At 62.9% G+C, this 20,467-nt stretch carries 20 protein-coding genes; 6 read left to right on the top strand and 14 right to left on the bottom strand.

The annotated features are described in order from the left end of the window. Positions 1 to 38: 38 nt before the first annotated feature. From KTR60_RS28360 to KTR60_RS28330, 7 genes are read right to left on the bottom strand one after another with little or no spacing between them, the layout of a single operon-like run. A complete protein-coding gene (locus KTR60_RS28360) occupies positions 39 to 746 on the bottom strand; it encodes a class II aldolase/adducin family protein (protein WP_219468398.1) in 708 nt (235 codons plus the stop codon). Then, positions 743 to 1,897 (bottom strand): LLM class flavin-dependent oxidoreductase, encoded by a 1,155-nt coding sequence (locus KTR60_RS28355; protein WP_228401514.1) that lies wholly within the window; start codon positions 1,895 to 1,897, stop codon positions 743 to 745. Before KTR60_RS28355 ends, KTR60_RS28360 begins: the two co-directional genes overlap by 4 nt. Continuing rightward, entirely contained in the window at positions 1,894 to 3,003 is a 1,110-nt protein-coding gene (locus tag KTR60_RS28350; RefSeq protein ID WP_058227753.1) for an LLM class flavin-dependent oxidoreductase, read from the bottom strand. The genes KTR60_RS28355 and KTR60_RS28350 overlap by 4 nt, the downstream gene beginning before the upstream one ends. Next, entirely contained in the window at positions 3,000 to 4,040 is a 1,041-nt protein-coding gene (locus tag KTR60_RS28345) for an ABC transporter substrate-binding protein (protein ID WP_007735503.1), read from the bottom strand. The genes KTR60_RS28350 and KTR60_RS28345 overlap by 4 nt, the downstream gene beginning before the upstream one ends. Beyond that, entirely contained in the window at positions 4,024 to 4,866 is an 843-nt protein-coding gene (locus tag KTR60_RS28340) for an ABC transporter ATP-binding protein (protein WP_007735504.1), read from the bottom strand. Before KTR60_RS28340 ends, KTR60_RS28345 begins: the two co-directional genes overlap by 17 nt. Further along, on the bottom strand, positions 4,863 to 5,720 hold the full coding sequence (locus tag KTR60_RS28335; protein ID WP_003946011.1) for an ABC transporter permease: 858 nt from the start codon (positions 5,718 to 5,720) through the stop codon (positions 4,863 to 4,865). Before KTR60_RS28335 ends, KTR60_RS28340 begins: the two co-directional genes overlap by 4 nt. Positions 5,721 to 5,724: 4 nt before the next feature. Further along, complete coding sequence (locus tag KTR60_RS28330; RefSeq protein ID WP_228401513.1) at positions 5,725 to 6,777, bottom strand: NrtA/SsuA/CpmA family ABC transporter substrate-binding protein; 1,053 nt, start codon at positions 6,775 to 6,777, stop codon at positions 5,725 to 5,727. A 247-nt stretch (positions 6,778 to 7,024) separates the two neighbouring features. Between KTR60_RS28330 and KTR60_RS28325 the strand changes: the two genes are divergently transcribed. From KTR60_RS28325 to KTR60_RS28310, 4 genes are all read left to right on the top strand, one after another. Then, positions 7,025 to 7,774, top strand: coding sequence for an IclR family transcriptional regulator (locus tag KTR60_RS28325; RefSeq protein WP_030537941.1), 750 nt, complete (start codon positions 7,025 to 7,027; stop codon positions 7,772 to 7,774). Between the two features lie 118 nt (positions 7,775 to 7,892). Beyond that, positions 7,893 to 8,363, top strand: coding sequence for an NfeD family protein (locus KTR60_RS28320; RefSeq protein WP_007735511.1), 471 nt, complete (start codon positions 7,893 to 7,895; stop codon positions 8,361 to 8,363). Then, complete coding sequence (locus tag KTR60_RS28315) at positions 8,360 to 9,175, top strand: slipin family protein (RefSeq protein WP_050656912.1); 816 nt, start codon at positions 8,360 to 8,362, stop codon at positions 9,173 to 9,175. The genes KTR60_RS28320 and KTR60_RS28315 overlap by 4 nt, the downstream gene beginning before the upstream one ends. Before the next feature lie 58 nt (positions 9,176 to 9,233). Beyond that, positions 9,234 to 10,472 (top strand): HNH endonuclease signature motif containing protein, encoded by a 1,239-nt coding sequence (locus KTR60_RS28310; protein WP_228401512.1) that lies wholly within the window; start codon positions 9,234 to 9,236, stop codon positions 10,470 to 10,472. 65 nt (positions 10,473 to 10,537) lie between these two features. Here KTR60_RS28310 and KTR60_RS28305 read toward each other — a convergent pair whose 3' ends face one another. Further along, positions 10,538 to 11,245 (bottom strand): pyridoxamine 5'-phosphate oxidase family protein, encoded by a 708-nt coding sequence (locus KTR60_RS28305; RefSeq protein WP_083058516.1) that lies wholly within the window; start codon positions 11,243 to 11,245, stop codon positions 10,538 to 10,540. A 97-nt stretch (positions 11,246 to 11,342) separates the two neighbouring features. On the opposite strand from KTR60_RS28305, the gene KTR60_RS28300 reads away from it, so the two are divergent. Both KTR60_RS28300 and KTR60_RS28295 read left to right on the top strand, forming a co-directional pair. Beyond that, positions 11,343 to 12,728 carry a PLP-dependent aminotransferase family protein gene (locus tag KTR60_RS28300; RefSeq protein ID WP_228401511.1) on the top strand — a complete coding sequence of 462 codons (1,386 nt, stop codon included), beginning with the start codon at positions 11,343 to 11,345 and terminating at the stop codon, positions 12,726 to 12,728. A gap of 59 nt (positions 12,729 to 12,787) precedes the next feature. After that, complete coding sequence (locus KTR60_RS28295) at positions 12,788 to 14,905, top strand: NAD(P)/FAD-dependent oxidoreductase (RefSeq protein ID WP_228401510.1); 2,118 nt, start codon at positions 12,788 to 12,790, stop codon at positions 14,903 to 14,905. A gap of 7 nt (positions 14,906 to 14,912) precedes the next feature. On the opposite strand, the gene KTR60_RS28290 is transcribed toward KTR60_RS28295, so the two are convergent. The 6 genes from KTR60_RS28290 to KTR60_RS28265 all read right to left on the bottom strand — a co-directional run bounded on the left by KTR60_RS28290 (position 14,913) and on the right by KTR60_RS28265 (position 20,341). Next, positions 14,913 to 15,971: an isopenicillin N synthase family dioxygenase gene (locus tag KTR60_RS28290; RefSeq protein ID WP_019746062.1), complete on the bottom strand. Its 1,059-nt coding sequence runs from the start codon at positions 15,969 to 15,971 to the stop codon at positions 14,913 to 14,915. 143 nt (positions 15,972 to 16,114) lie between these two features. Next, a complete protein-coding gene (locus tag KTR60_RS28285) occupies positions 16,115 to 17,218 on the bottom strand; it encodes an inositol-3-phosphate synthase (protein WP_003945979.1) in 1,104 nt (367 codons plus the stop codon). Continuing rightward, positions 17,211 to 17,774 carry a PadR family transcriptional regulator gene (locus KTR60_RS28280; protein WP_003946014.1) on the bottom strand — a complete coding sequence of 188 codons (564 nt, stop codon included), beginning with the start codon at positions 17,772 to 17,774 and terminating at the stop codon, positions 17,211 to 17,213. Before KTR60_RS28280 ends, KTR60_RS28285 begins: the two co-directional genes overlap by 8 nt. 116 nt (positions 17,775 to 17,890) lie before the next feature. Beyond that, complete coding sequence (locus KTR60_RS28275; RefSeq protein WP_228401509.1) at positions 17,891 to 18,661, bottom strand: DUF1707 SHOCT-like domain-containing protein; 771 nt, start codon at positions 18,659 to 18,661, stop codon at positions 17,891 to 17,893. A gap of 9 nt (positions 18,662 to 18,670) precedes the next feature. Next, complete coding sequence (locus KTR60_RS28270) at positions 18,671 to 19,492, bottom strand: DUF1707 SHOCT-like domain-containing protein (RefSeq protein WP_042922022.1); 822 nt, start codon at positions 19,490 to 19,492, stop codon at positions 18,671 to 18,673. Between the two features lie 9 nt (positions 19,493 to 19,501). Then, the gene (locus tag KTR60_RS28265) at positions 19,502 to 20,341 is read right to left on the bottom strand and encodes a DUF1707 SHOCT-like domain-containing protein (RefSeq protein WP_007735521.1); all 840 of its coding nucleotides are present in this window, start codon (positions 20,339 to 20,341) and stop codon (positions 19,502 to 19,504) included. Between the last annotated feature and the right edge of the window lie 126 nt (positions 20,342 to 20,467).

The following is a 20,467-nucleotide window of genomic DNA, read 5'->3' as shown; positions in this document are numbered from 1 at the left end:
ATCTACGGTTTCCTGTTCTGAATCAGTGATGGAGGTGGCTAGATGAGGCCGCGTCGGCGCGCCTCGTCGGCGAGCCCGCTACGGCCCCACTGGACGGCGAGGTTGGACGGATCGAATTCGACCGAACCGCCGAGGGATTCGGCGATCGCCTGGAACTGTGCGCCTTCCTCGAGGAGGACGACGAACTTCGCGAGGTCGAGCAACCCGCTGCGGCCGATGACGTTGACCCCGCCGTTGGCTTCGAAGATCGCCACCAGATCAGGATCGTGTTCGAGACGCTCGAGAATGAAATCGCCGGCAGAACGGGACCGATCGATGTGCGGTGGAATCTCTCGGGAGAGCGTCAGCCTCTGCGAAGCCGCATAGCGGATGGGGAGCGTCCGATGAGTCTGTGCCCAACCGCCGAGCCACGGAGTGTGGATGTGGACAACGCTGGTGATGTCCGGATGCTGACGGAAGACGGACGCGTAGCCGGTGACGAAACCGGCCGATCCGTTGCCGGACAGCACTTCTCCGTCGAACGTGGCGACCACCGGTGACACCGACGGATCGTCCGCCCACGGTCCCGGATCGTTCAGGGCGACTGCGATTTCGGTACCGGGCACGCGTTCGACGAAGTTGACGGTCCCGTTGGCTGCAACCGTTCCGGTCTTACGGAAGACGTCGAATGCCTTGTCTGCTGCTTTGCGTGCTTCCTCGACGAATGCTGCAGTATCGGCGTCGAGTCGAGTTTCGGTGGTGGTCATCGAGTCTCCAGTCCAGAAGGTGTGATCGGGGTGCGCTGCAGGAGGGGAAGAACTTCTTCGCCGACGCGGTATGCCTCTTCGAGATGCGGGTTGCCGGCGAGGATGAAGGCGTCGACGCCCAGCTCGCGGAGCTCGTCGAGTCTTTCGGCGACCTGCTCGTAGCTGCCGACCAGTCCGAACGCCGGGCCTCCGCGGATCAGGCTGAAACCGCACCACACGTTAGGCTGCACCTCCAGATCCCGGTAACCGGTGATGTGTTCGGGTACCCAGCCTTTGATGCGGGCGGCTCCTACCGAATCGCCCTGCGCTGCTCGGTCGGCGGCCCCCTTGTCGACGAAGGCCCAGCCTTTCTCGATCTCGGCCCACGCGGCTTCTTCGGTGTGCCGGGCAACGACGTCGATGCGTACGGCGAACTTCGGGGTGCGTCCCAGCTTGGCCGAGTTCTCCCGCACGCCGTCGATCTTGGCTCTCAGATCGGCGTACGGTTCCAGCCAGGAAAGGTAGTAATCGGAGTGCAGTCCGGCGGCGGCGACGGCTGCGGCCGAAGATCCGGAGAAGTACACCTCGGGAAACGGTTGGCCGGCCAGCCCGGGTGGCAGTGCAGCGCCGTGGGTTTGGAAGAAGCGACCGTCGAAGTCGAAAGGTTCGCCGTCCCACACACCCTTGAGCACATCGAGGAACTCGGACGTCCTGGTGTAGCGATCGTCGTGGTCGACTTTGTCGCCCCACCACAGCTGAGGCGCTCCGCCTCCACCACTGATGATGTTGTAAACCAGACGTCCGCCGGTTGCGCGCTGCAGACTGGCCGACATTCGCGCGGCCTGGACCGGGTGCAGGAACCCTGGTTGGAACGCAACCATGAAACGGTAGGTGGTGGTCTCGGCGGCCAACGCTGCTGCGGTCGCCCACGGATCCTCGGTCATCGGGAAAGACGGCAGCAGTCCACCGAGGAACCCTGCGGACTCGGAAGCCTTTGCCGCCGCGGCCATGTGGTCGATGTAGCTGTATCCGTCCAATTCGCCGCCGCGGATCGCGGGAGCAATGTTGCCCGGCCCGTATCCACCGGCATCGCCGCGGTTGTAGCGACGCGGAGTACGCAGCGACGCGTGGTCGCCTTCCATCCCGATCCGCCAATAGAAATCGATGCTCATGCGGTGGCCTTCTCTTCTGTGGTGGCCTTCTCTTCCTTGAGAATCCGACCCTCGGGATCGACCAGGTGCAGGAGATGCTCGCCCGCCCGGTGCAGCTCTTCGATGTGTGGCCGACCTGACAGGACGAAACCGTCCACGCCGATATCGCGATACGACGACAATCGCTGCGCCACCTCCTCGTAGCTTCCGACGAGGCCGATACTGTGCTCGTAGCCGATGCGGTCGAATCCGGACCACAGGATGCCGCCCCGATCGATCTCGAGTGCAGCGGAATCGGCTTCTCTCAGTTGCCGTTCGACGCGAGCCCAGGCTTCGTCCGCTGTTTCCCTCGCGATGATCGGGATGCGCAGGACCTTCTCGACGGTCCTGCCGAGTTCGGATGCTCGGTCGTCGAGGGTGGTGATCCGTGTCGACAACTCGTCGCCGGCAAGGGTGAACTGATGGACATCGGCATGGTGGGCCGAGAGTTCCAGAGCTTCCGGTGAGTCTCCGGTCAGATGTACTCGGGGAAAACGGAGTCCCGACAAGATGCCTCGGAATCCGCCGCCGAGTACGTCGTAGTATTCGCCGTCGAAGTCGTAACCCGTGCCGCCGAATCCGCCAGGGAGAATTTGCTCCTCGTTCCATACGCCACGGGCGACGGTCAGGAACTCCGCGGCGCGCGCGTAGCGGTCGGCTCCTCGAACCACGTCGCCGCGAGCAGCGGCGTCTTCGGGGTCCGTCTCTACCTTCACTCGCCATTCGAGACGACCTGCTGACAGGCGCTGAAGTGTCGCCGACATTTTGGCGGCGTATACGGGGGTGCCGAAAGTGGGGTGAAACTCCACGACCACTCGCGAATGACGCGTCTGACGTAGGGCGGCGGCAGCAACGATCCAGGATTCTTCGCCATTCGGATCGTACGGTGCGACAACGCCGTCGACGCCCGACAGTTCGGCGGCGAGAACGATCTGTGCCAATTCGTCGAAGGGCCCGAAGTTTCCGGGACGAACATCGGTCGCGACGGTAGTCGGTCGCTGCGGCCCGAAGCCGCCGCGACTGTTCAGTGCGGCCACCGCCCGGCGTCCGTCACCGCGAGACGGTAGCTCCCAGTAGACGTCCGTCATTCTGCTGTGCCCTTCTGCGCAACGAGGTTGCGTGCCTGTTCCAGTGGTTCGTGCGCCACCCAGGACTGCAGGTCGAAGTCGGCGGCAAGGAAGCCGTGCGCATACAGGAATTGTTTCTGCACGCCGAGCAGGTCCACACGCTCGTCAGACAGGCTCAAATGCAGTCCGGTGTGGAAGTTCTCGCCGTACGCTGCCACCACACCTTCGGGCCCCGACTGTGTTTCGGTCTGCAGAACGGCTCGGACCTCGTCGATGTTGGCTGCGGCCCAGTCCGCCGCTCTTAGGCTCTCGGCGAGGAAACCCACGACGATGTCCGGGCGTTGTTCGAGTAGGTCGGCATGAACTGTGATCGGTCGTGGGGTGCCGTTGTTGACGCGATCACGTAGGGAAGCAGTGGAATCGAGATCGACGGCCACCGCGAGACCGTGTTCGCGGGCAACTTCCTGGGCTCGGGCGCCCTTGACGTAGATTGCGTCGACGTCGCCGCGTAGCAGGGATTCGACGCCCCACGTCGTGTTGCGGGTGGACGAGGCGGTGCGGACCTCGGGGGCCGCCGTCGTCGCAACCTCGACGAGAGTGACGTCGGCAAAACTCAACTCGCCGAGTCGAAGTGCGGAGGCGAAGCCGTGCAGGGCCATGGCACGAGGAAAGCTCCTGGCCTGATCTGCCGCCCAGGCCGGGATGCCGATCCGAGCGCCTGCCAGAAGACCGGCTTCTCGGATGTCGGAGTCTCCGCGCACCAGGATTGCCTGGGCCTCGTCGATCCAGGTGAGCCCGATGAGCCTCGTCGGAGAACCACTGGCACGCGCGGCCAGTGCGGGGACGTTGCCGCCTTCGCGAATGAGTCCGGAGAGGTGGTGATCGAAATGGCGCACTGCCAATTCCGGTCCGGCATCTTGCAGTACGCCGAAACGCACTCCGGATTCGTTTGCCGTCCGGTCGAGCCAACCGAGACTGTTGGCGAGGCCGCTGGCGGTGGGAACGGGGCAGCGGGTGTACCAGAGTGTGTCGATTGCGGAATCAGCGATCAATGTCATGACTGTCCTGTCCGTCGGGGAAGGTGCGACCGACGCCGAGTTCCTTCAGGAAACTCGCTCGGTAGCGCAGAGATTCGGGATCGTTCCGATCGCGGGGGCGTGGCAGGTCGATGTCGACGTCCACGGCAAACCCGCCCTTGTCGAGGATGAGCACACGGTCGGCAAGTCGTACGGCTTCGTCGACGTCGTGCGTGACGAGCAGTACTGCCGGACGGTGGCGGGCGACCAGATCGCCTACCAAGTCTTGCATTTGGAGCCTGGTCAAAGCGTCGAGGGCTGCGAACGGTTCGTCGAGCAGTAATAGTTCAGGTTCGCGAACCAGAGCGCGCGCCAGTGCGACGCGTTGGGCCTCGCCGCCGGAGAGGGTGGCCGGCCAGGCGCGGTGCTTGTCCGCGAGGTTGACCTCGGCGAGTGCGTTGCGTGCATTGTCGGTGACCTGACGTGACCGTTTCTGTCCGACTGTGACATTGGCCAGAACTCGCTTCGACGGGATCAATCGCGGTTCCTGGTAGACAACCGTGCGGTCGCGCGGAACCAGCACCTCTCCGCTGTCCGGTGCTTCCAAACCGGAGAGCACTCGCAACAGGGTCGTCTTGCCGGTACCGCTGGGGCCGAGGAGAACGACGAACTCGCCGCGCGTGATCTCGAGGTCGATACCGCCCAGAACAGTCTTGTCACCGAACGACTTACGCACTCCGGTGAGCGAGACCGCTACCGGTGATCCGGCACGTCGCTCGGCCGCGGTGGTGCCGGTCCGCTCACGGGCTGCCAACGGCGGCAGAGGTGCTTCGGTGGATGGCAGCGAGCCGATGGTTGTATTCGTCATCGCGCCACCGACAATCTCCGCCACGGCATGGAGTACCGCTCGATCAGTCTGACGATTGCGTCGAAGATGAGTCCCAGTGCCGCGTACATGACGATGCACAGAACCATGTAGTCGGTGCGGTTGTATTCCTGCGCCAGGGTGACCAGATATCCGATGCCCTCACGTGTGCCGACCTGCTCGGCGGCGATCAATCCGGTGATGCTGAGCGACAGGCAGATTCGAAGCCCCATCAGAACACCGGGGAGGGCGGTCGGAAGAATTGCTCCGAACACCAGTCGCCAACCCGTCAGGCCGAAACCCTGTGCCGCTTCCACCATCTTGCGATCGACTCCGCGCACTCCCAGGTAGGTGTACGCGTACATGGGGGCGACGGTCGCGACGGCGATCAGGACTACCTTGAAGGTTTCGTCGATACCGAACCAGGCGATGAACAACGGAACGAGCGCGAGGAACGGAACCGCGCGGTTGATCTGCATGGTCGAGTCGATCAGTTCTTCGCCGAGCGAGGAGAGACCGGACAGAACCCCGAGCACCAATCCGACGATCACACCGACCGAAACACCGAGTGCGGCACGTTGAAGCGACGCGAGACCGAAGTCGACCAACTGACCCGACTGGTACAGCTCGGCGAATGCCGTCCACACCGCCGGAGGTCCGGCCAGGATCTCTTCGCGGATCAGTCCGGTAGCGGATCCGATCCACCATCCGGCAACCAGCAGCGCGGGCACGAGGAAGCGGAGTGGGATCGAGACCCACTTGGGCCTGCTGCGATTGCGGCGGTAGCGGGGCGTTTCGAGTTGCGGATGCTCCACTGACGGCGACGCAGTTCGTGCGGGCCGGGTCAGCGTCACCATCGGGTCACTTCCCCTCGGTGGTGGGTGCTGCCGCTGCCGAACCTGCCACAGCACCCTGGAGGTCGAAGATCACGTCACTGCCCTTGATCGGCTGCTGGATCACCTTGTTGTCGGCGAACAACGTGGAGATCGATTCGAGGTCGGTAGCGTCGGCTGCAGTCGGGTAGCGGAAGTTGGTGATCTGGCCGCCCAGGGTGATCGCGTCGTCGAGTCGCTGTCCGGAGAGTGCGCGCGGACCGGTCTGTTCGAAGACGTTCTCGAATGCTGCCGGGTCGGCCTGCTGCTTCGCGGTGAGTTCCTGGGTGACCTCGAGGAACTTCTGGACTACCTCGGGATGCGCTTCGAGTACTGCGGTGCGGCCGGCGATGATGGTGCTGTCCACGGAGTCGATGCTCGCCTCGGTTGCGATCTCGACCGCGCCCTTGGCCTTGGCCTCCTGATACGGAATCAGGAACGATGCCCACGCGTCGACCTGCCCGGTGGAGAACGCCGACGCCGCGTCAGCCTGTTGCAGCGGAACACGTTCGACGGAATCGATCGGCACTCCGGCCTGCGTCAGAGCCTTGAGCACGATGTACTCGCCCTTGCCTGCAGGGTTGACGGCAATGCGCTTGCCGGCCAGATCTGCGACGGTCTTGATGCCGGACTCCGGAGTGGCGATGATGCCGGCCTGGTCCTTGTTGTACGGGTCGGACGTGGCGAAGATGCGGACACCCACGTCCTTGGACAGTGCGCCGACGACGGGACTGTATGCGCCGGTTTGGATGTCGAGTTCACCGCTGTTGAAGAGTTTGAGGTTGGAGCTGAATCCCGGTGTGGTCTTGACCCATTCGATCTTTGCGCCCAGCGGTGCCAGAGCCTCGTCGTAGGTTCCGTCACGCTTGCCGACGGCGATGGCACCGGAGTTTCCGGGATCGAAGACCTTGAGCGTGAAGTCTGCGCTGGAATTGCCTGCGGCGCTGTCGGAATCGGAAGACCCACACGCCACCGCCAACCCGGCCAGCGGGATCATGGCGAGCGCAGCGGCAGCTCGTGGCAGTCGGCGGAAGCGGGACATGTATGTGGCTCCTTCAGGCGTTGAATCGTCAGAACTGACGACGATGACGCTATTGGGTGCCTGTCCGTTTTACCCCCGTTTGTTTTCTGGAGATTGGAAATCTTGACAACATCGGAAGTCTGTTCATCTGGGCTTTTGCAGGTCCACGTTCGGTTCCTTTCCATCTGATGGAAAGGATGGCCGGACTGCTGGGTCCGTGTTAGCGTCCGATTCTCAGGTCGATCAGGCCACAGCGAAAGGATCGTTCGTGACGGACGCACGCGGCGCGGGAGTTCAGACGGTAACCCGTGCCCTGACCATGCTCACATGTTTTCGCAGTGGCGAAGAACTGGGAGTCTCGGAAGTTGCGCGGCGACAAGAGCTTGCGGTCAGCACCACGCATCGATTGCTGCAGTCGCTCGTCGACGCGGGATTTCTCGAGAAGGACGACGCAACCAGTCGGTATCGCATCGGCGCGGCGCTGGCGGCTTACGGACAGGTCTCCTACCGGCAGCATCGGATCTATCTGTCCGAGCCCTATTTGGAGCAATTGGCCGCGACGACAGGAGCATCCGCCTCCCTGGCAGTGCGAAGCGGAAGTGAGGTGGTGTTGCTCGGATTCAGTCGGTGGCGCGAGGCCGACGGGCACGTGCTGCAGGGTGTCCGCCTTCCCTTGCATGCGAGCGCACTGGGGAAAGCCTTTCTGGCTTGGTCCGATGTCGACGATTCCGAGCTGGCTGCGCTGCCACGTGAAGCGACCACTCAGCGTGCGATCACCGATGTTGCCGGTATCCGCCGGGAACTGGAACTGACTCGTGAGCGAGGATACGGATTCAACGACGAGGAGTTGACCCCGGATTTCCGAACGATCGGAATTCCGATCATCGATGGATCCGGCACTGTGCGTTACGCTCTCGGGCTTCGTGGTCCGGTCGAGCTGATGATCGACGAACGGATTCCGTTTCTCGCCGACCTTGCCAAGGTGACTGCACGACAGATCGGTGAGGTCCTTCTCTGACGTGATGTGAAAGCGCTTGTGGCAGATCCGGCCGAACGTGATTACCGTTGAAGCCGAGGGCGCGATCGCACAATGGCTACGCGACGTGACCGCGTCCTCGCGAGCGTGGAGACGAGTGATGACGACGATCGGTGTCGTTGCCCTGTTGCTGGGCGTCCTGTTGATTGTGGTCGAGGCGCATGCCCCAACCGCGGGGGTGCTCGGTGCGCTTGGAGCACTCATGATCGGTGCCGGCGTGTGGATGCTCTTCACGTCCGACGGTATCGGGCAATTGATCGCGATCCCGGTGACGGCGGGGGTCGCGGTAGTCGGCCTGGGCGTGGTGGCGGTAGCGAGTCGAAAAGCGCTTACCGCGCGCCGCGCTCCCGTGCGTACGGGGACGGAATCTCTTGTCGGCTCGGACGCGACCGTTCGCAGTTGGACCGGTGCGCAGGGTCAGGTCGAGCTCGACGGCGGATTATGGCGTGCTCGAATGGAATTCGGGTACGACGATTCTGTGCCTGCCGTGGGTGAATCCGTCGTCGTAGAGCAGGTTCGAGGCCTGACTCTGAAAGTGCGCCGTCGTGAACCGTGGGAGCTGCCGCTATGACCACCGTGCTTGTCGTGTTGTCCGTGTTTGTCGTGCTGATTGCAGTCCTTGTGGGCATGTCGGTGAGAGTTCTGCGCGAGTACGAGCGCGCGGTGGTGTTCCGCCTCGGTCGACTGATCACCTTGAAGGGTCCTGGTCTGGTGATTCTGGTGCCGGCGATCGATCGCATGGAGCGGGTCAGTCTGCGAACCGTCACGCTGAAGATACCGGTCCAAGAAGTGATCACTCGCGACAACGTCCCCGTGAAGGTCACCGCCGTCACGTACTTTCGGGTCGTCGACGCTGACCGTTCGATAGTCGAGGTCGAGGATTTTCTGGCCGCCACCTCACAGATCGCCCAGACCACACTGCGCTCCATTCTCGGTAAAGCTGAGTTGGACTCGCTGCTCTCCGAACGTGAACGGCTCAACGAGGACTTGCAGAAGGTAATCGATCAGCAGACCGAGCCGTGGGGAGTCAAGGTCACGACCGTCGAGATCAAGGACGTCGAGATTCCGGCCAACATGCAGCGCGCCATCGCCAGGCAAGCAGAGGCCGAACGAGAGCGGCGAGCCAAGATCATCAACGCCGACGCCGAGTTTCAGGCTTCGGCCAAGCTCGCCGAGGCGGCCGAGGTGATCAGCCGCAATCCGACCACCCTGCAGTTGCGTTATCTACAGACGCTTCACGAGATCGGTAGTGAGAACAACTCCACCGTTGTCTTCCCCTTGCCGCTGGATCTTGTCCGGCCCTTTATCGGTGGCGGAGTTGCGGCAACTCCCGCGACCCAAGAACCTGCCCGTTTCGTCTGGAATGCGAAAGTTGTTGATTAGCAGCTAGTTTCGGTTACCATCCCTTGTGTTCGAAACTTTGTTCGATTAAACTTTGAGCATGGACAGTCGGGATGCGTGGCAACTGGATGGCGAGGACCTCAAGGGGGAGGTTCTGGATCTGGTGCGTGTCCGGCACGAGTTGCAGTCGCGGATGGTGTTGCTGATCGTGGAGATGTTTTCCCGTGAGGTTCTCGGTGGGAAGGGTTTTCGGGCGATCGCGCAGTGGTTGCATGGTTCGACGAATCTGGAGATCGGTGAGTGCAGTCTGCTGGTCGGGTTGGCGCGGTTGTTGATGCTCGAACCCGTTGTGGGCGATGCGTTTCATCGCGGTGACGTGGATGCGTTGAAAGCCCGTCAGGTGGCGTCGTTTTGTCAGCATCCGCCGAAGAACATGACCCTGGCGGATGTGGACAAGGCTCGCGGGATCCTGCTTGGCCTGGCGTCGCAGAACATTGCCGATTGTGATGCGGTGCGGGCGGCGATCCGGCGGATCGAGAAGCAGTACGGCAAGCGTGAGGACGGGGTTCCGGTCGGTGAGGATTCCGAACGTAACGAGTTCTATGCCTCGAAAGGTTTGTACGGGCGCGTGTCGGTGAAGGGTGATCTGGATGCGGTGAACGGGGCACGTCTGATCACGTTGTTGTCGAGTCTGTCTGCGCCGACGCCGGAGAAGGACGGCGTCAAGGACACCCGTACGCCGGCGCTACGGCGGGCGGACGGGTTCTGCGAACTACTGCGGCGGTACGAGCGGGCGGGGTTGGGTCCGATCGAGGGCGGGGTGAAACCGCACATCACCGTTACCGCGTCCGCGAAAGACATGACGGACCTGCAAGCGTTGAAAGACCTCCTGCCGTCCACCGAGGAACTGGGTTTCGCGTGGACGGATTGGGTGGGCCCCATCAGTATCGATACCGCACGGATGTTGGCCTGCGATTGCACGGTCACGCGAATTTTGTTGGATGAGAATGGTGTTCCGCTCGACTGCGGTAAGGAAGCGAGAACGGCGACGGTGCCGCAGCGGCGGGCGTTGGCGGTTCGTGATGGCGGGTGTGCGTTTCCGGGGTGCGGGACTCCGTCGGGGTGGTGCGATGCCCATCATATTGTTCACTGGAACGATGGTGGCCCAACAGATCTCGACAATCTGATCTTGTTGTGCGGTCATCACCATCGGACGCTGCACCACACGGAGTGGCGGGTGGAGATCGGCCCCGATCGAAAGACGGTGTTCTACCCACCGATGTCGGTTGATCCGTATCAGCATCCGATCGGCGGGAACAGCCCACCCACAGCAGCCTGAACGGGCGCAACTGAATACGTACACACCGGGGCTTAGCCATGCCCCGGTGTGTACGGCGTGTGCGGTCAGAGCATCGTCGAGATATGGTCCGGCAGCGCGACACCGGAGTCGAGATCCTCGGACGGGATCGGTTCACCGAAGTGCGTAGCTGCGGGAACTACTCCAGCCCAAACGGTTTCGATACCGATGTCGGCGGCATCGTCGCCGGGGCCGCCGGTGCGGGCCTTGACGGAAGCCTCGTACAACGGCAGTGCAAGAACGATGGTTGCCGCCATTTCCTTGCGCGTGTGATCCCGAAGGTGTTGGGAACGTCCGGGAACCACCTGGTCGACGATCAGATTCAAAGCCTTCACGCGCTCGTCGCCGTCGGTCACGACTCGAGGTGATCCGATGATGACGCCGCTGCGGTAGTTCATCGAGTGGTGGAAGCCCGACCGAGCCAACACGAGCCCGTCGAGGATCGTGATGGTGATGCAGATTTCGCTGTCGGGAGCCAAACTCCGTGAAGCGACTGAACCGTGAACATAAATAGATCCGCCGCGGTCGGGGCCGTCGAGGTCGAACCCGTAGGCGGTGGGAAACACCATGGGAACTCCGCCGACGGTCACACCCATGTGGCACAGCTTCGCGGACTGCAAGACGTCGACGAGTGCCGCGCGTTCTGCGACGCCGTGGTGGCGGGCGCGCTTGTGCGTCGTACGTGCTGTCGGGGACAGCGGAATAGGTGCAGTGGGGGCAGGAGCAGGGGCAGCAAAGACAACGGAATCTGTCATGCAGACAATGCTGGTGGCAAAGTGGCTTCAAGTCATGGTCCAATCAGTGGAGACTTCGATAGGCCACTTCGATTTGCCACTTCCGGGAGGGTTCTGAATGTTTCTGCCTTCGGCGGTAGCCGTCGTCCTCGACCGGACAGATCGGCGGGCGCTCCCGGTCCAGATTGCCGACTACCTCAGAGCTGATATCCGCAGTGGTAAGGCGGCAGTGGGTCTGAGGTTACCCAGTTCCCGGAAGCTGGCGGCGGAGCTCGAGGTGGCGCGGGGCGTCGTGGAACGGGCGTATGAGCAGTTGATCGCCGAGGGTTGGCTTGTCGCTGTGCACGGCTCAGGCACCTTCGTTGCCGAGGCGCCCTCCCCCATGGTCACTCCCACGACTACACCGAAGAAGGCCGCCGACAAGATGTCACCCAGGGTGCAGCTCCGGCCGGGCGTGCCGTGGACGCCACCGCGTGCATCGGCAGCGTGGCGGCGGGCGTGGCGTGACGTCGGGTCCAAACCGCCACCTTTCGAGGATCCCGATCCTGCGGGTGACTACGAATTGCGTTCGGCACTATCGGAATTACTGGCAAGAGCCCGCGGAATGTCGGTTGAACCCGAGAGAATCCTGATCACCTCAGGTGCCACGCATGGTCTCGGCCTCGCCCTGTCGGCTCTGCGTACCCGTGGTGCTGTTCTGGCGATGGAAGATCCCGGATACCGGTATGCGTCCTCGGCCGCTACAGCCTGTGGATGGTCGCTGCTCGAGGTGCCCGTCGACGCTCATGGTCTCTGTGTCGACCAACTCGAAACTGCGTCGGAGAGCGTCCGTGGCGTGTATGTGACACCGTCCCATCAGTATCCGACGGGTGGGCTGCTTCCGGTAGGTCGGCGCAACCAGTTGATCGAGTTCGCCCGCGTCCGCGACGTCGTCCTGTTCGAGGACGACTACGACTCCGAATTCCGTTACGACGTAGCGCCTTTGCCTGCGCTTGCCCAGTTGGCTCCTGATCGGGTGGTGTATCTCGGAACAGTTGCCAAGACGCTCGGCGCCGGAATTCGATTGGGCTGGTTGGTGGCTCCCCTCGACCTGGTCGACCGCATAGCATTACACCGCAAGCGAATCGGCGACTTCCCGTCGGTTCCGCTGCAGCAAGCACTCCTGTCCCTGCTCCGTGACGGCGAATGGGATCGAGCGGTGCGTACCGCCCGGCGCAGGTACCGGGAGCGTGATCGGGCGGTCGAGGAAGCGCTGTCATCGTTCGGTGAACTGCGGGGTCTCGGCGCCGGCATGCACACGACGCTCATGCTCGACGCGGATCTGGCAGCGACCGTCGCTCGCGAGGCGCTCCTGCACGGCGTCGAAGTGCCCACCCTGGTCGAGTCCACCCGAACGCACGGAGACCCCGGCGGATTGGTCATCGGCTACGGGCGAGTGGAATCCGCGGACCTCGAATATGCGCTCGAGGTGATAGCCGAGTGCCTCGCACGTCACAGCGCGTGAAGTCTCGTTGATCGGGAGTGCGGCAACGGATGGGCGTGGTCCAGTTCTAGCGTCTGCTCGTGACGATCCGAAGCCAGACCTTTCCGCACCTGCTCGCACCAGGCACCATCGGCCCGATGACCGTGCCCAATCGCGTGGTTCTCCCTGCGATGGACATGAACCTGTGTGAAGACGGGGAAATCGAAAAGGGCGACATCGACCACTTCGTGGCGCGTGCAGCTGGTGGAACGGGTCTGATCATCACCGGTTGCTGCGCTGTTGCGTATCCGCTGGGCTGCACCAGCCGCAAGGAACCGGGGCTTTCGGAAGACCGGTTCATCCCCGGTCTCAAGGCGTTGGCCGACGCAGTCCACGACGCGGGCAGCAAGCTCTGTGTGCAGATGACACACCACGGCAAGGTGGCGCGCATCGATACCCTCGACGGCCGACCCCAGTTGGTCCCGTCCACACCGAAGCCGCCGGGTGACATGAGTGCGATGGCCGATTGCACGCCAGAAGAACTGGGCAAGATGGCTGCCATCAACGAGGGCAAGAGGGCTACGTACCACGAGGCAACCAAGGAAGATCTTGATTGGCTGGTCCGCATGTTCGCCGAGGCTGCCGGACGGGTGAAGGCGGCGGGCGGCGACGCCGTCGAGATTCACTGTGCCCACAACTACGTCCTCGGAGCGTTCCTGAGTCGATACACGAATCAGCGCAGCGACGAGTACGGAGGTTCCATGGAGAACCGTGCTCGCCTCGCTTGTGAGGTCATTCGAGCGGTCAAGGAGGAGGTCGGCGGTGCGCTCGCCGTCATCGTGCGTCTGGCCGGTCAAGAGTACGGCGAAACCGACGGGCTGACCGTCGACGAGGCTGCTGCGGCTGCCAAGATGTTCGAAGAGGCCGGCGCTGACGCCATTCACGTCACCGGTACCGCGCTGAATGCTTTTGCCAACTTCACCGACGGCCCCCTGCCCGACAAGGTCGGCTACTACACGGACAATGCAACGCGAATCAAGCAGGCGATATCGATCCCCGTGATCACGGTCGGACGTATGCTCCCCGAGGTCGGCGAGAAGATGATCGCGGAAGGTCGCACGGATTTCGCCGCAATGGGCCGCCAGCTCCTGGCCGATCCACAGTTGGTGAACAAACTCAAAGACGGTGTACCCGAGCGGGTTCGGCCTTGCATCAATTGCTACGTCTGCGTGCAGGAGAACTTCTGGGACGAGACGCCGCTGTGCGCTGTCAATCCCGCGCTCGGCAACGAAGCGCTTCTCCCCTTCGTCCGGACCAGCACTCCGAAACGCATTGTTGTGGTCGGAGCGGGCCCCGGTGGTCTCGAGACGGCCCGCGTGGCCGCTGAACGTGGGCACCGAGTCACGGTGTTGGACAAGTCCGATCGCCTCGGTGGCACCCTGTGGTTCTCGAGCCTCACTACCCCGGACAACGGGCGTCTGCTCAGCTGGTTGAAAGTGGAAATCGAGCGTCTCGGTGTCGATGTTCGACTGAAGACCGAAGCCTCGGTTGCCTCGATCCGGGCACTGAACCCCGACGCCGTAGTCGTGGCCACCGGTGCGGTTCGTGAGCGGCCTAGCGTTCCGGGCGGCGACTTGCCGCACGTGCACACCGGTGATTCGTTGCGCGCGTTGATGACCGGAGCTGGAGACGTCTCACAGGTACCGCCGTTCCTGCGGACGATGGCCAAGTTGGGCAAGTTGTCCGGTATCACCAAGAGCCCCGCGGCGATCCGAGCTGTGACCCGCAAGTTCCTGCCCATGGGTAAGGACGTTGTCGTGATCGGTGGTTCGCTTGTCGGACTCGAGCTTGCAGAGTTCCTGGCCGAGCGAGGTCGCAATGTGACGCTGATCGAAGAAGGCCAGCAGTTGGGCATTCCGATGGCGATGCCGCGCCGCTGGACGGCTGTGCGCCACGCCAAGCATGTCGGTGTGGACATTCACCGCAATTCAACGGTGCAGCGCATCACCAAGGAGCACGTCGAATTCCGTTCCGGTGACAAGACACGGACCGCTCCGGCCGACATGGTTGTCGTCGCCTCGGGAGTGTCGGCGCAGGCGCCACTGGCCGATTCTCTGATCGGCGTCGTCTCCGACGTACATGTGGTCGGTGACGCGGTGAACGTCGACTACATCGAGGGCGCGATGCACACGGCGTGGAAAGTCGCGATGGATCTGTAGTTCAGCATCAGGTAGCGCTTTGTGCCGCAACGATGTCCGGCCACCATCGGGCCGCGACATCGGGGTGCGCACGTAGTCGACTCTTGAGGGCGTTCGCCCCGTAGGAATCGTGGATCGGGTTGTTCGCGTCCACGGTGACGCCGGTGGCGCGCGCCGCGAGCTCGGGCGGTAGGTCGAACTCCGGGATCTGTGCTGCGTAGTTCGGGTTGAAGAAGAACGGCACCGAGATACGTTCACCGTCACCCTCGGGTGAAACTACCCGGTGCACAGTCGCTTTCAAGTAGCCGCCGGTAGCGACCTCGAGCAGTTCGCCGATGTTGACCACCAGCGCCCCGTCGATCGGCGGCGCGTCGATCCAGTCGCCGTCGTGCTCGACCTGCAGACCGCCTTTGCCCGGTTCGACATAGAGCAGAGTCAGCACACCCGCGTCCTTGTGTCCGCCGACGCCCTGGGAGCCGGCACCTTTCGGGCGGCCCGGGTAACGCACCACCTTGATGAGGATCGACGGATCGTGAGCGAACGCGTCGTCGAAGATGTTCGCATCCTGGCCCAGGGCTACCGCCCATTCGCGTAAGAGGCTCAGTGCGATCGAGGTGAGCGTGTCGTTCCACTCGGTGATGACGTCGCGAAGTTCGGGAAGGGCGTCGGGCCACTGGTTGGGGCCCTGCAGGATCTCCCAGGCCGGTGAGGTGTCGGTGCGCTCGGCCGCGGGCTGTTCGGCCCCGATGTCGATCTGCTCGCGCCAGTCCTGCTTGCCTTCGGTCAGTTCGCCGCCGAGCCGGGTGTACCCACGGAAGTGCGGGCTGCGGACGTTCTCGATCGCGAGCTTCTCGGCAGTCGGCAGCGCGAAGAACTCGCGGGCGACGGCGAGGAGGCGGCGCTGCAGTTCGTCGGGAATTCCGTGGCCGACCAGGTAGAAGAATCCGACCTCGTGGGTGGCCTCGCGGAGCTGAGTGCGGAACTGCTCGGCGGTGTCGGGGTTCTGCGCAAGCGACAGATCGAGCACTGGCAGCGACGTAATCGACATGGGGTCCTCGATCCGTGTGATGGTTCTGATGTCCATCATTCCACGCTGAGCGGCACCCGGACCCGCACGGCAATTCGGCAGCCGCAGGCGTGATTACCCGCGCGGATGCGGAAACACCCTGCGGATAACAGAATCGGGGCCTTGCGCCATTGGCGCAAGACCCCGAATCAGTGTGAGTCGAATTAAGCTTCGTCAGCGCCGATGATGAACGCTTCGAGCTCGATGCGAGCCTTGTCGTCGGCCATCTGGACCGGCGGGGACTTCATCAGGTAAGCGGAAGCCGGGTAAACCGGTCCACCGATGCCGCGGTCCTTGGCGATCTTGGCTGCGCGGACGGCGTCGATGATGATGCCGGCAGAGTTGGGCGAATCCCAGACCTCGAGCTTGTACTCCAGGTTCAGGGGAGCGTCACCGAAGGCGCGGCCTTCGAGGCGGACGTATGCCCACTTGCGGTCGTCGAGCCACTCCACGTAGTCCGAGGGACCGATGTGGACGTTGCGGTCGTGAACCTTGCCGGCAAGTGCGCCGGTCAGGTTGGACGTCACGGCCTGGGTCTTGGAAACCTTCTTGGACTCCAGGCGATCACGCTCGAGCATGTTCTTGAAGTCCATGTTTCCACCGACGTTGAGCTGGTAGGTGCGGTCCAGCACGACGCCGCGGTCTTCGAACAGCTTCGCCATCACGCGGTGGGTGATGGTGGCGCCGACCTGGCTCTTGATGTCGTCACCGACGATCGGGACGCCGGCGTCCTTGAACTTGGCAGCCCACTCCGGGTCGGAAGCGATGAAGACGGGCAGAGCGTTGACGAATGCCACGCCTGCGTCGATCGCGCACTGTGCGTAGAACTTGTCAGCGTCGTCGGAACCGACGGGCAGGTAGGAGACGAGGACGTCGACCTGAGCGTCCTTGAGTGCCTTGACGACGTCGACGGGCTCGGCGTCGGACAGCTCGATGGTCTCGGCGTAGTACTTGCCGATGCCGTCGAGGGTCGGGCCACGCTGAACGGGAACGTCCAGGGGCGGGACGTCGGCGATCTTGATGGTGTTGTTCTCGCTCGCGAGGATCGCCTCGGAGAGGTCGAAGCCGACCTTCTTGGCGTCGACGTCGAACGCAGCGACGAACTGCACGTCGCGGACGTGGTACTTACCGAACTTGACGTGCATGAGGCCGGGGACCGTCTGGGTCTCGTCGGCATCCTTGTAGTAGTGGACGCCCTGAACCAGGGACGAGGCGCAGTTACCCACGCCCACAATGGCTACGCGCACCGCGGTGCTGTTCTCACCCATGGTCGGGTTCTCCTTCTTTCCGGGATGTTCCTGTTGTCGATTGCTCGGCTGCGATCAATTCGTTGAGCCAACGCACTTCGCGTTCACTCGATTCGAGTCCGAGCTGATGGAGCTGACGGGTATAGCGGTCCAGCGATCCGCTGGCCCGACCGACGGCCTCGCGGAGCCCCTCACGGCGCTCCTCGACCTGACGTCGCCTGCCTTCGAGGATCCGCATCCGCGCTTCTGCGGGGGTGCGGCTGAAGAAGGCGAGGTGAACGCCGAAACCGTCGTCGGTGTAGTTCTGCGGCCCGGTGTCGGCGACCAGTTCGGTGAACCGTTGCCGACCTTCCGGAGTGAGCTGGTAGACGCGACGCGCCCGACGCTTGAGCGTGCCGGTGGCAGTGTCGACGTCTTCCGAGATCAATCCGTCGGCTTGCATGCGCCGCAGTGCCGGGTACAGCGATCCGTACGAGAACGCGCGGAATGCGCCGAGCAGACCAGTGAGCCGCTTACGCAGCTCGTATCCGTGCATCGGTGACTCGAGGAGCAGCCCGAGGATTGCGAGTTCGAGCAACTGACAAACCTCCCGAGTCGTTGAACCTAACCGCTTGATGCGATAACCAACTATATCGCGCCGATATATAAAACCACACTGCGGCCCGATACGTGTACCAAGGTGTCACGGCTAGATCAGGGGGTGAACGGGTAGATCGACATGATTTCCCCGTCGAGGCCAGCGGTCAGGTACCCGCTCTCGTCGAGGTCGTTGCCGACGTGAATCTGGATGGTCGGAACATTTTCGGTGCTATCGACAGAGACGTACCGAGTGGTCGGATTTTGCACCGACGTCGTTGTTCCGGCGCCGTCGAGCAGGGCGATCACGATGCGAGGATCGAGCTGTCTGACGTCGATCTGTGTCACGTCGGGTTCGCGTGATCCTCCTGAAGTCGTGTCCTCGAGGTCGCCTCGGTAGTAGCTGTCCAGGCTCTTGCGCGGCGCGGCAGGATCGGCGCGCGTTACGCGTGCATAAGTGGGATAGATGGTCATCTCGTCGACCAGTCCGCTGCCGTACTCCGTTTCGATGGCATGGAACATCGCCCCCAGGCCGTCGACGGTGTGTAACTGTGGCTCGGGGCTCGAGAAGATCGTGACGTCGGACGCGGCGTATTTGATTCCGAAACCGACAGCCGAGACCAGTGACAGCGCGATGATCACAACGGCGATCCAACGCGTGTCGAGCGAAGGTTCTTTCCGAAGAATGGGTAGGGACGCCTCGGTCTGCAGATCGGACGTCAAATCTTCGAGATCGCCGAGAGTGACTGCCACCGCGGCGAGTTCGGTCAATTCGTCGTGCTCGGTCGCCGTGAGTTGTCCGTCGGCGAAGGCGGAGTCCAGCACTGCGCAGGTAGCCTCGCGATCGGTATTGCGAGCGCGGGTGGTCCTGGTCAGATCGTTCGGCATGTCCGGGGCCTATCGAGGAGTGAAGGGAGACAAGCGGATCGGGCGGCCATCCGGGGTCAAATCCATTGAGCCGCTCGCGCCGAGGTTGTTGCTGGCGTAGATGGAGATGCGTGGATCGTCGCTCGACGAACTCATGCTGATGTGTGTGATCTCGGCGTCGGGGACGTTGAGATTTGCGGACACTCCTGCCAGATATCCGGCGAGTTTGTCGATGTCGACGGCAGCGAGGTCGAAGGTGACGGTGCTGGCTGCTCGAGTCGACGTGCTGTCGCGTGGTGTGAAACCGCCTCGAAAGTCGATGTCTTCCTCCAGGTTCGGCGAGACAGCGGCGGCGCGAGTGACGCTTGCATAGCCGTCGTAGAAGTTGGCGGAATCGATTATCGTCGTGCCGTACTTGGCGCTGTATCTGGTGATGAATTCCCCGATCCCGCTTGCGGTGACCGTGTTCAACGTCGAACTCACAATGGGGGCAAGCGGTTCGACGTTTTCGGCTGCCGCCGGTGGAGGCGGTGGGGGTGAAGGGTCGGCGGACAAGGTGAGGTACCCGATCAGGCCGGCGAAGATAGTCGATGCGGCTGCGAGGTACCAGATCTTGTCGATACGGCGAACTTTGGCGACGGCGTTGCGCAGCGTTGCTTTCTGCAGATCGCGGACCAGCAGATCGAGCTGTCCGAGCGTGGTCGCGGTCATGGCCGCAGCCGTCCGGTTCGCGTGCTCGTCGACCGTGATCTGGCCGTCGGACAGAGCCGTATCGAGAACGGCGCAGGTATCGGAACGGTCGACGTCGCGCGCACGGGTGCGCGTAGAGGTAGTAGTCGGGGACCCACTCACCGGCTCACCCTAGCTCCCGTACGGGTAGGAACGAGAGATCTCGCCCCACGGCGTGACCTCGATGCGTCCTTGGTGGCCGAGTCCGTTCTCTGCATAGATCGCGATCTCCGGGACGCCGTAGTTCGCGTCCACGATCAAGTGGGTGATCGCGGCGTCCGAAACATTGACATAGTCGCCGATGTTCACCATGTACGGCGCGAGCTTGTCGATCTGGATGGAACCGAGGTCGAAGGTCGGCTGGCCCGTTCGCCGCGGAATGGACGTCACTTCCCTCTCGAAGCCGTCGCGAAAACTGATGGACTCGGTGAGAGCGGGAGCATCGGGGACCGCCCGGCTCACTGATGAGTAGTCGCCGTGGAAGCTGGCGTCGTCTACGAACATGTCACCGAACTCTTCTCGATACCTCTCGATGAATGCGCCGATTCCTTCCGGCGTCAACGTGTCGATGTGTGCGATCAGGATCGGTTCGACGGTCGGCTCCGGCACCGGGGTGGTGGTCGGCAACGGCGGAGCGAGGGAAGTAGTGCTGGCATAACTGGCTGTGATGTCTTCCGAGGGCGTCAACGGTGACCGACTCCACGCCACTGCTGCGATCGCGCCGACGACGATCAGAGCAGCAGCACCGACGAACACGGCCTTTCGTGCCGTCGACGTCCGAGGCACCGTTTTGGTCTCGATCTTCGGCACCTGCAGATCGTTGACCAGGCGTGCGAGTGCGAGCAGGGTCTTCGCGGACTTCGCCTTCTCGGTCCGGTCGAAGTAGTCCTCCGCGCTCAACTGCCCTTCGGCGTACGCGGCGTCCAACACATTGCACGTTTCGACGCGATCAAGATCACGAGCGCGCGTCATCGGAGAACGAGAAGACTTCACAGGAAGTGATCGTAATGGCTGGTCGCCATGCCCCCAGCCCCCGAAATGTGTTCATCGTGACCCTCCCGAACCGTCCGTCGCGGCACGGACGCACGTACGCTGGTC

The sequence above is a fragment of the Rhodococcus sp. C1 genome, assembly GCF_020809065.1.
Lineage (GTDB): Bacteria > Actinomycetota > Actinomycetes > Mycobacteriales > Mycobacteriaceae > Rhodococcus_F > Rhodococcus_F qingshengii.
This window is presented reverse-complemented; position numbering and strand designations above follow the sequence as displayed.

Excerpts from the sequence above, each read along its gene's own strand:
- KTR60_RS28330 (WP_228401513.1), bottom strand. The coding sequence starts at position 6,777 with ATGTCCCGCTTCCGCCGACTGCCACGAGCTGCCGCTGCGCTCGCCATG.
- KTR60_RS28350 (WP_058227753.1), bottom strand. The coding sequence starts at position 3,003 with ATGACGGACGTCTACTGGGAGCTACCGTCTCGCGGTGACGGACGCCGG.
- KTR60_RS28355 (WP_228401514.1), bottom strand. The coding sequence starts at position 1,897 with ATGAGCATCGATTTCTATTGGCGGATCGGGATGGAAGGCGACCACGCG.
- KTR60_RS28315 (WP_050656912.1), top strand. The coding sequence starts at position 8,360 with ATGACCACCGTGCTTGTCGTGTTGTCCGTGTTTGTCGTGCTGATTGCA.
- KTR60_RS28275 (WP_228401509.1), bottom strand. The coding sequence starts at position 18,661 with ATGCCGAACGATCTGACCAGGACCACCCGCGCTCGCAATACCGATCGC.
- KTR60_RS28300 (WP_228401511.1), top strand. The coding sequence starts at position 11,343 with ATGTTTCTGCCTTCGGCGGTAGCCGTCGTCCTCGACCGGACAGATCGG.
- KTR60_RS28310 (WP_228401512.1), top strand. The coding sequence starts at position 9,234 with ATGGACAGTCGGGATGCGTGGCAACTGGATGGCGAGGACCTCAAGGGG.
- KTR60_RS28305 (WP_083058516.1), bottom strand. The coding sequence starts at position 11,245 with ATGACAGATTCCGTTGTCTTTGCTGCCCCTGCTCCTGCCCCCACTGCA.
- KTR60_RS28285 (WP_003945979.1), bottom strand. The coding sequence starts at position 17,218 with ATGGGTGAGAACAGCACCGCGGTGCGCGTAGCCATTGTGGGCGTGGGT.
- KTR60_RS28340 (WP_007735504.1), bottom strand. The coding sequence starts at position 4,866 with ATGACGAATACAACCATCGGCTCGCTGCCATCCACCGAAGCACCTCTG.
- KTR60_RS28335 (WP_003946011.1), bottom strand. The coding sequence starts at position 5,720 with ATGGTGACGCTGACCCGGCCCGCACGAACTGCGTCGCCGTCAGTGGAG.
- KTR60_RS28320 (WP_007735511.1), top strand. The coding sequence starts at position 7,893 with ATGACGACGATCGGTGTCGTTGCCCTGTTGCTGGGCGTCCTGTTGATT.
- KTR60_RS28345 (WP_007735503.1), bottom strand. The coding sequence starts at position 4,040 with ATGACATTGATCGCTGATTCCGCAATCGACACACTCTGGTACACCCGC.
- KTR60_RS28290 (WP_019746062.1), bottom strand. The coding sequence starts at position 15,971 with ATGATGGACATCAGAACCATCACACGGATCGAGGACCCCATGTCGATT.
- KTR60_RS28360 (WP_219468398.1), bottom strand. The coding sequence starts at position 746 with ATGACCACCACCGAAACTCGACTCGACGCCGATACTGCAGCATTCGTC.
- KTR60_RS28265 (WP_007735521.1), bottom strand. The coding sequence starts at position 20,341 with ATGACGCGCGCTCGTGATCTTGATCGCGTCGAAACGTGCAATGTGTTG.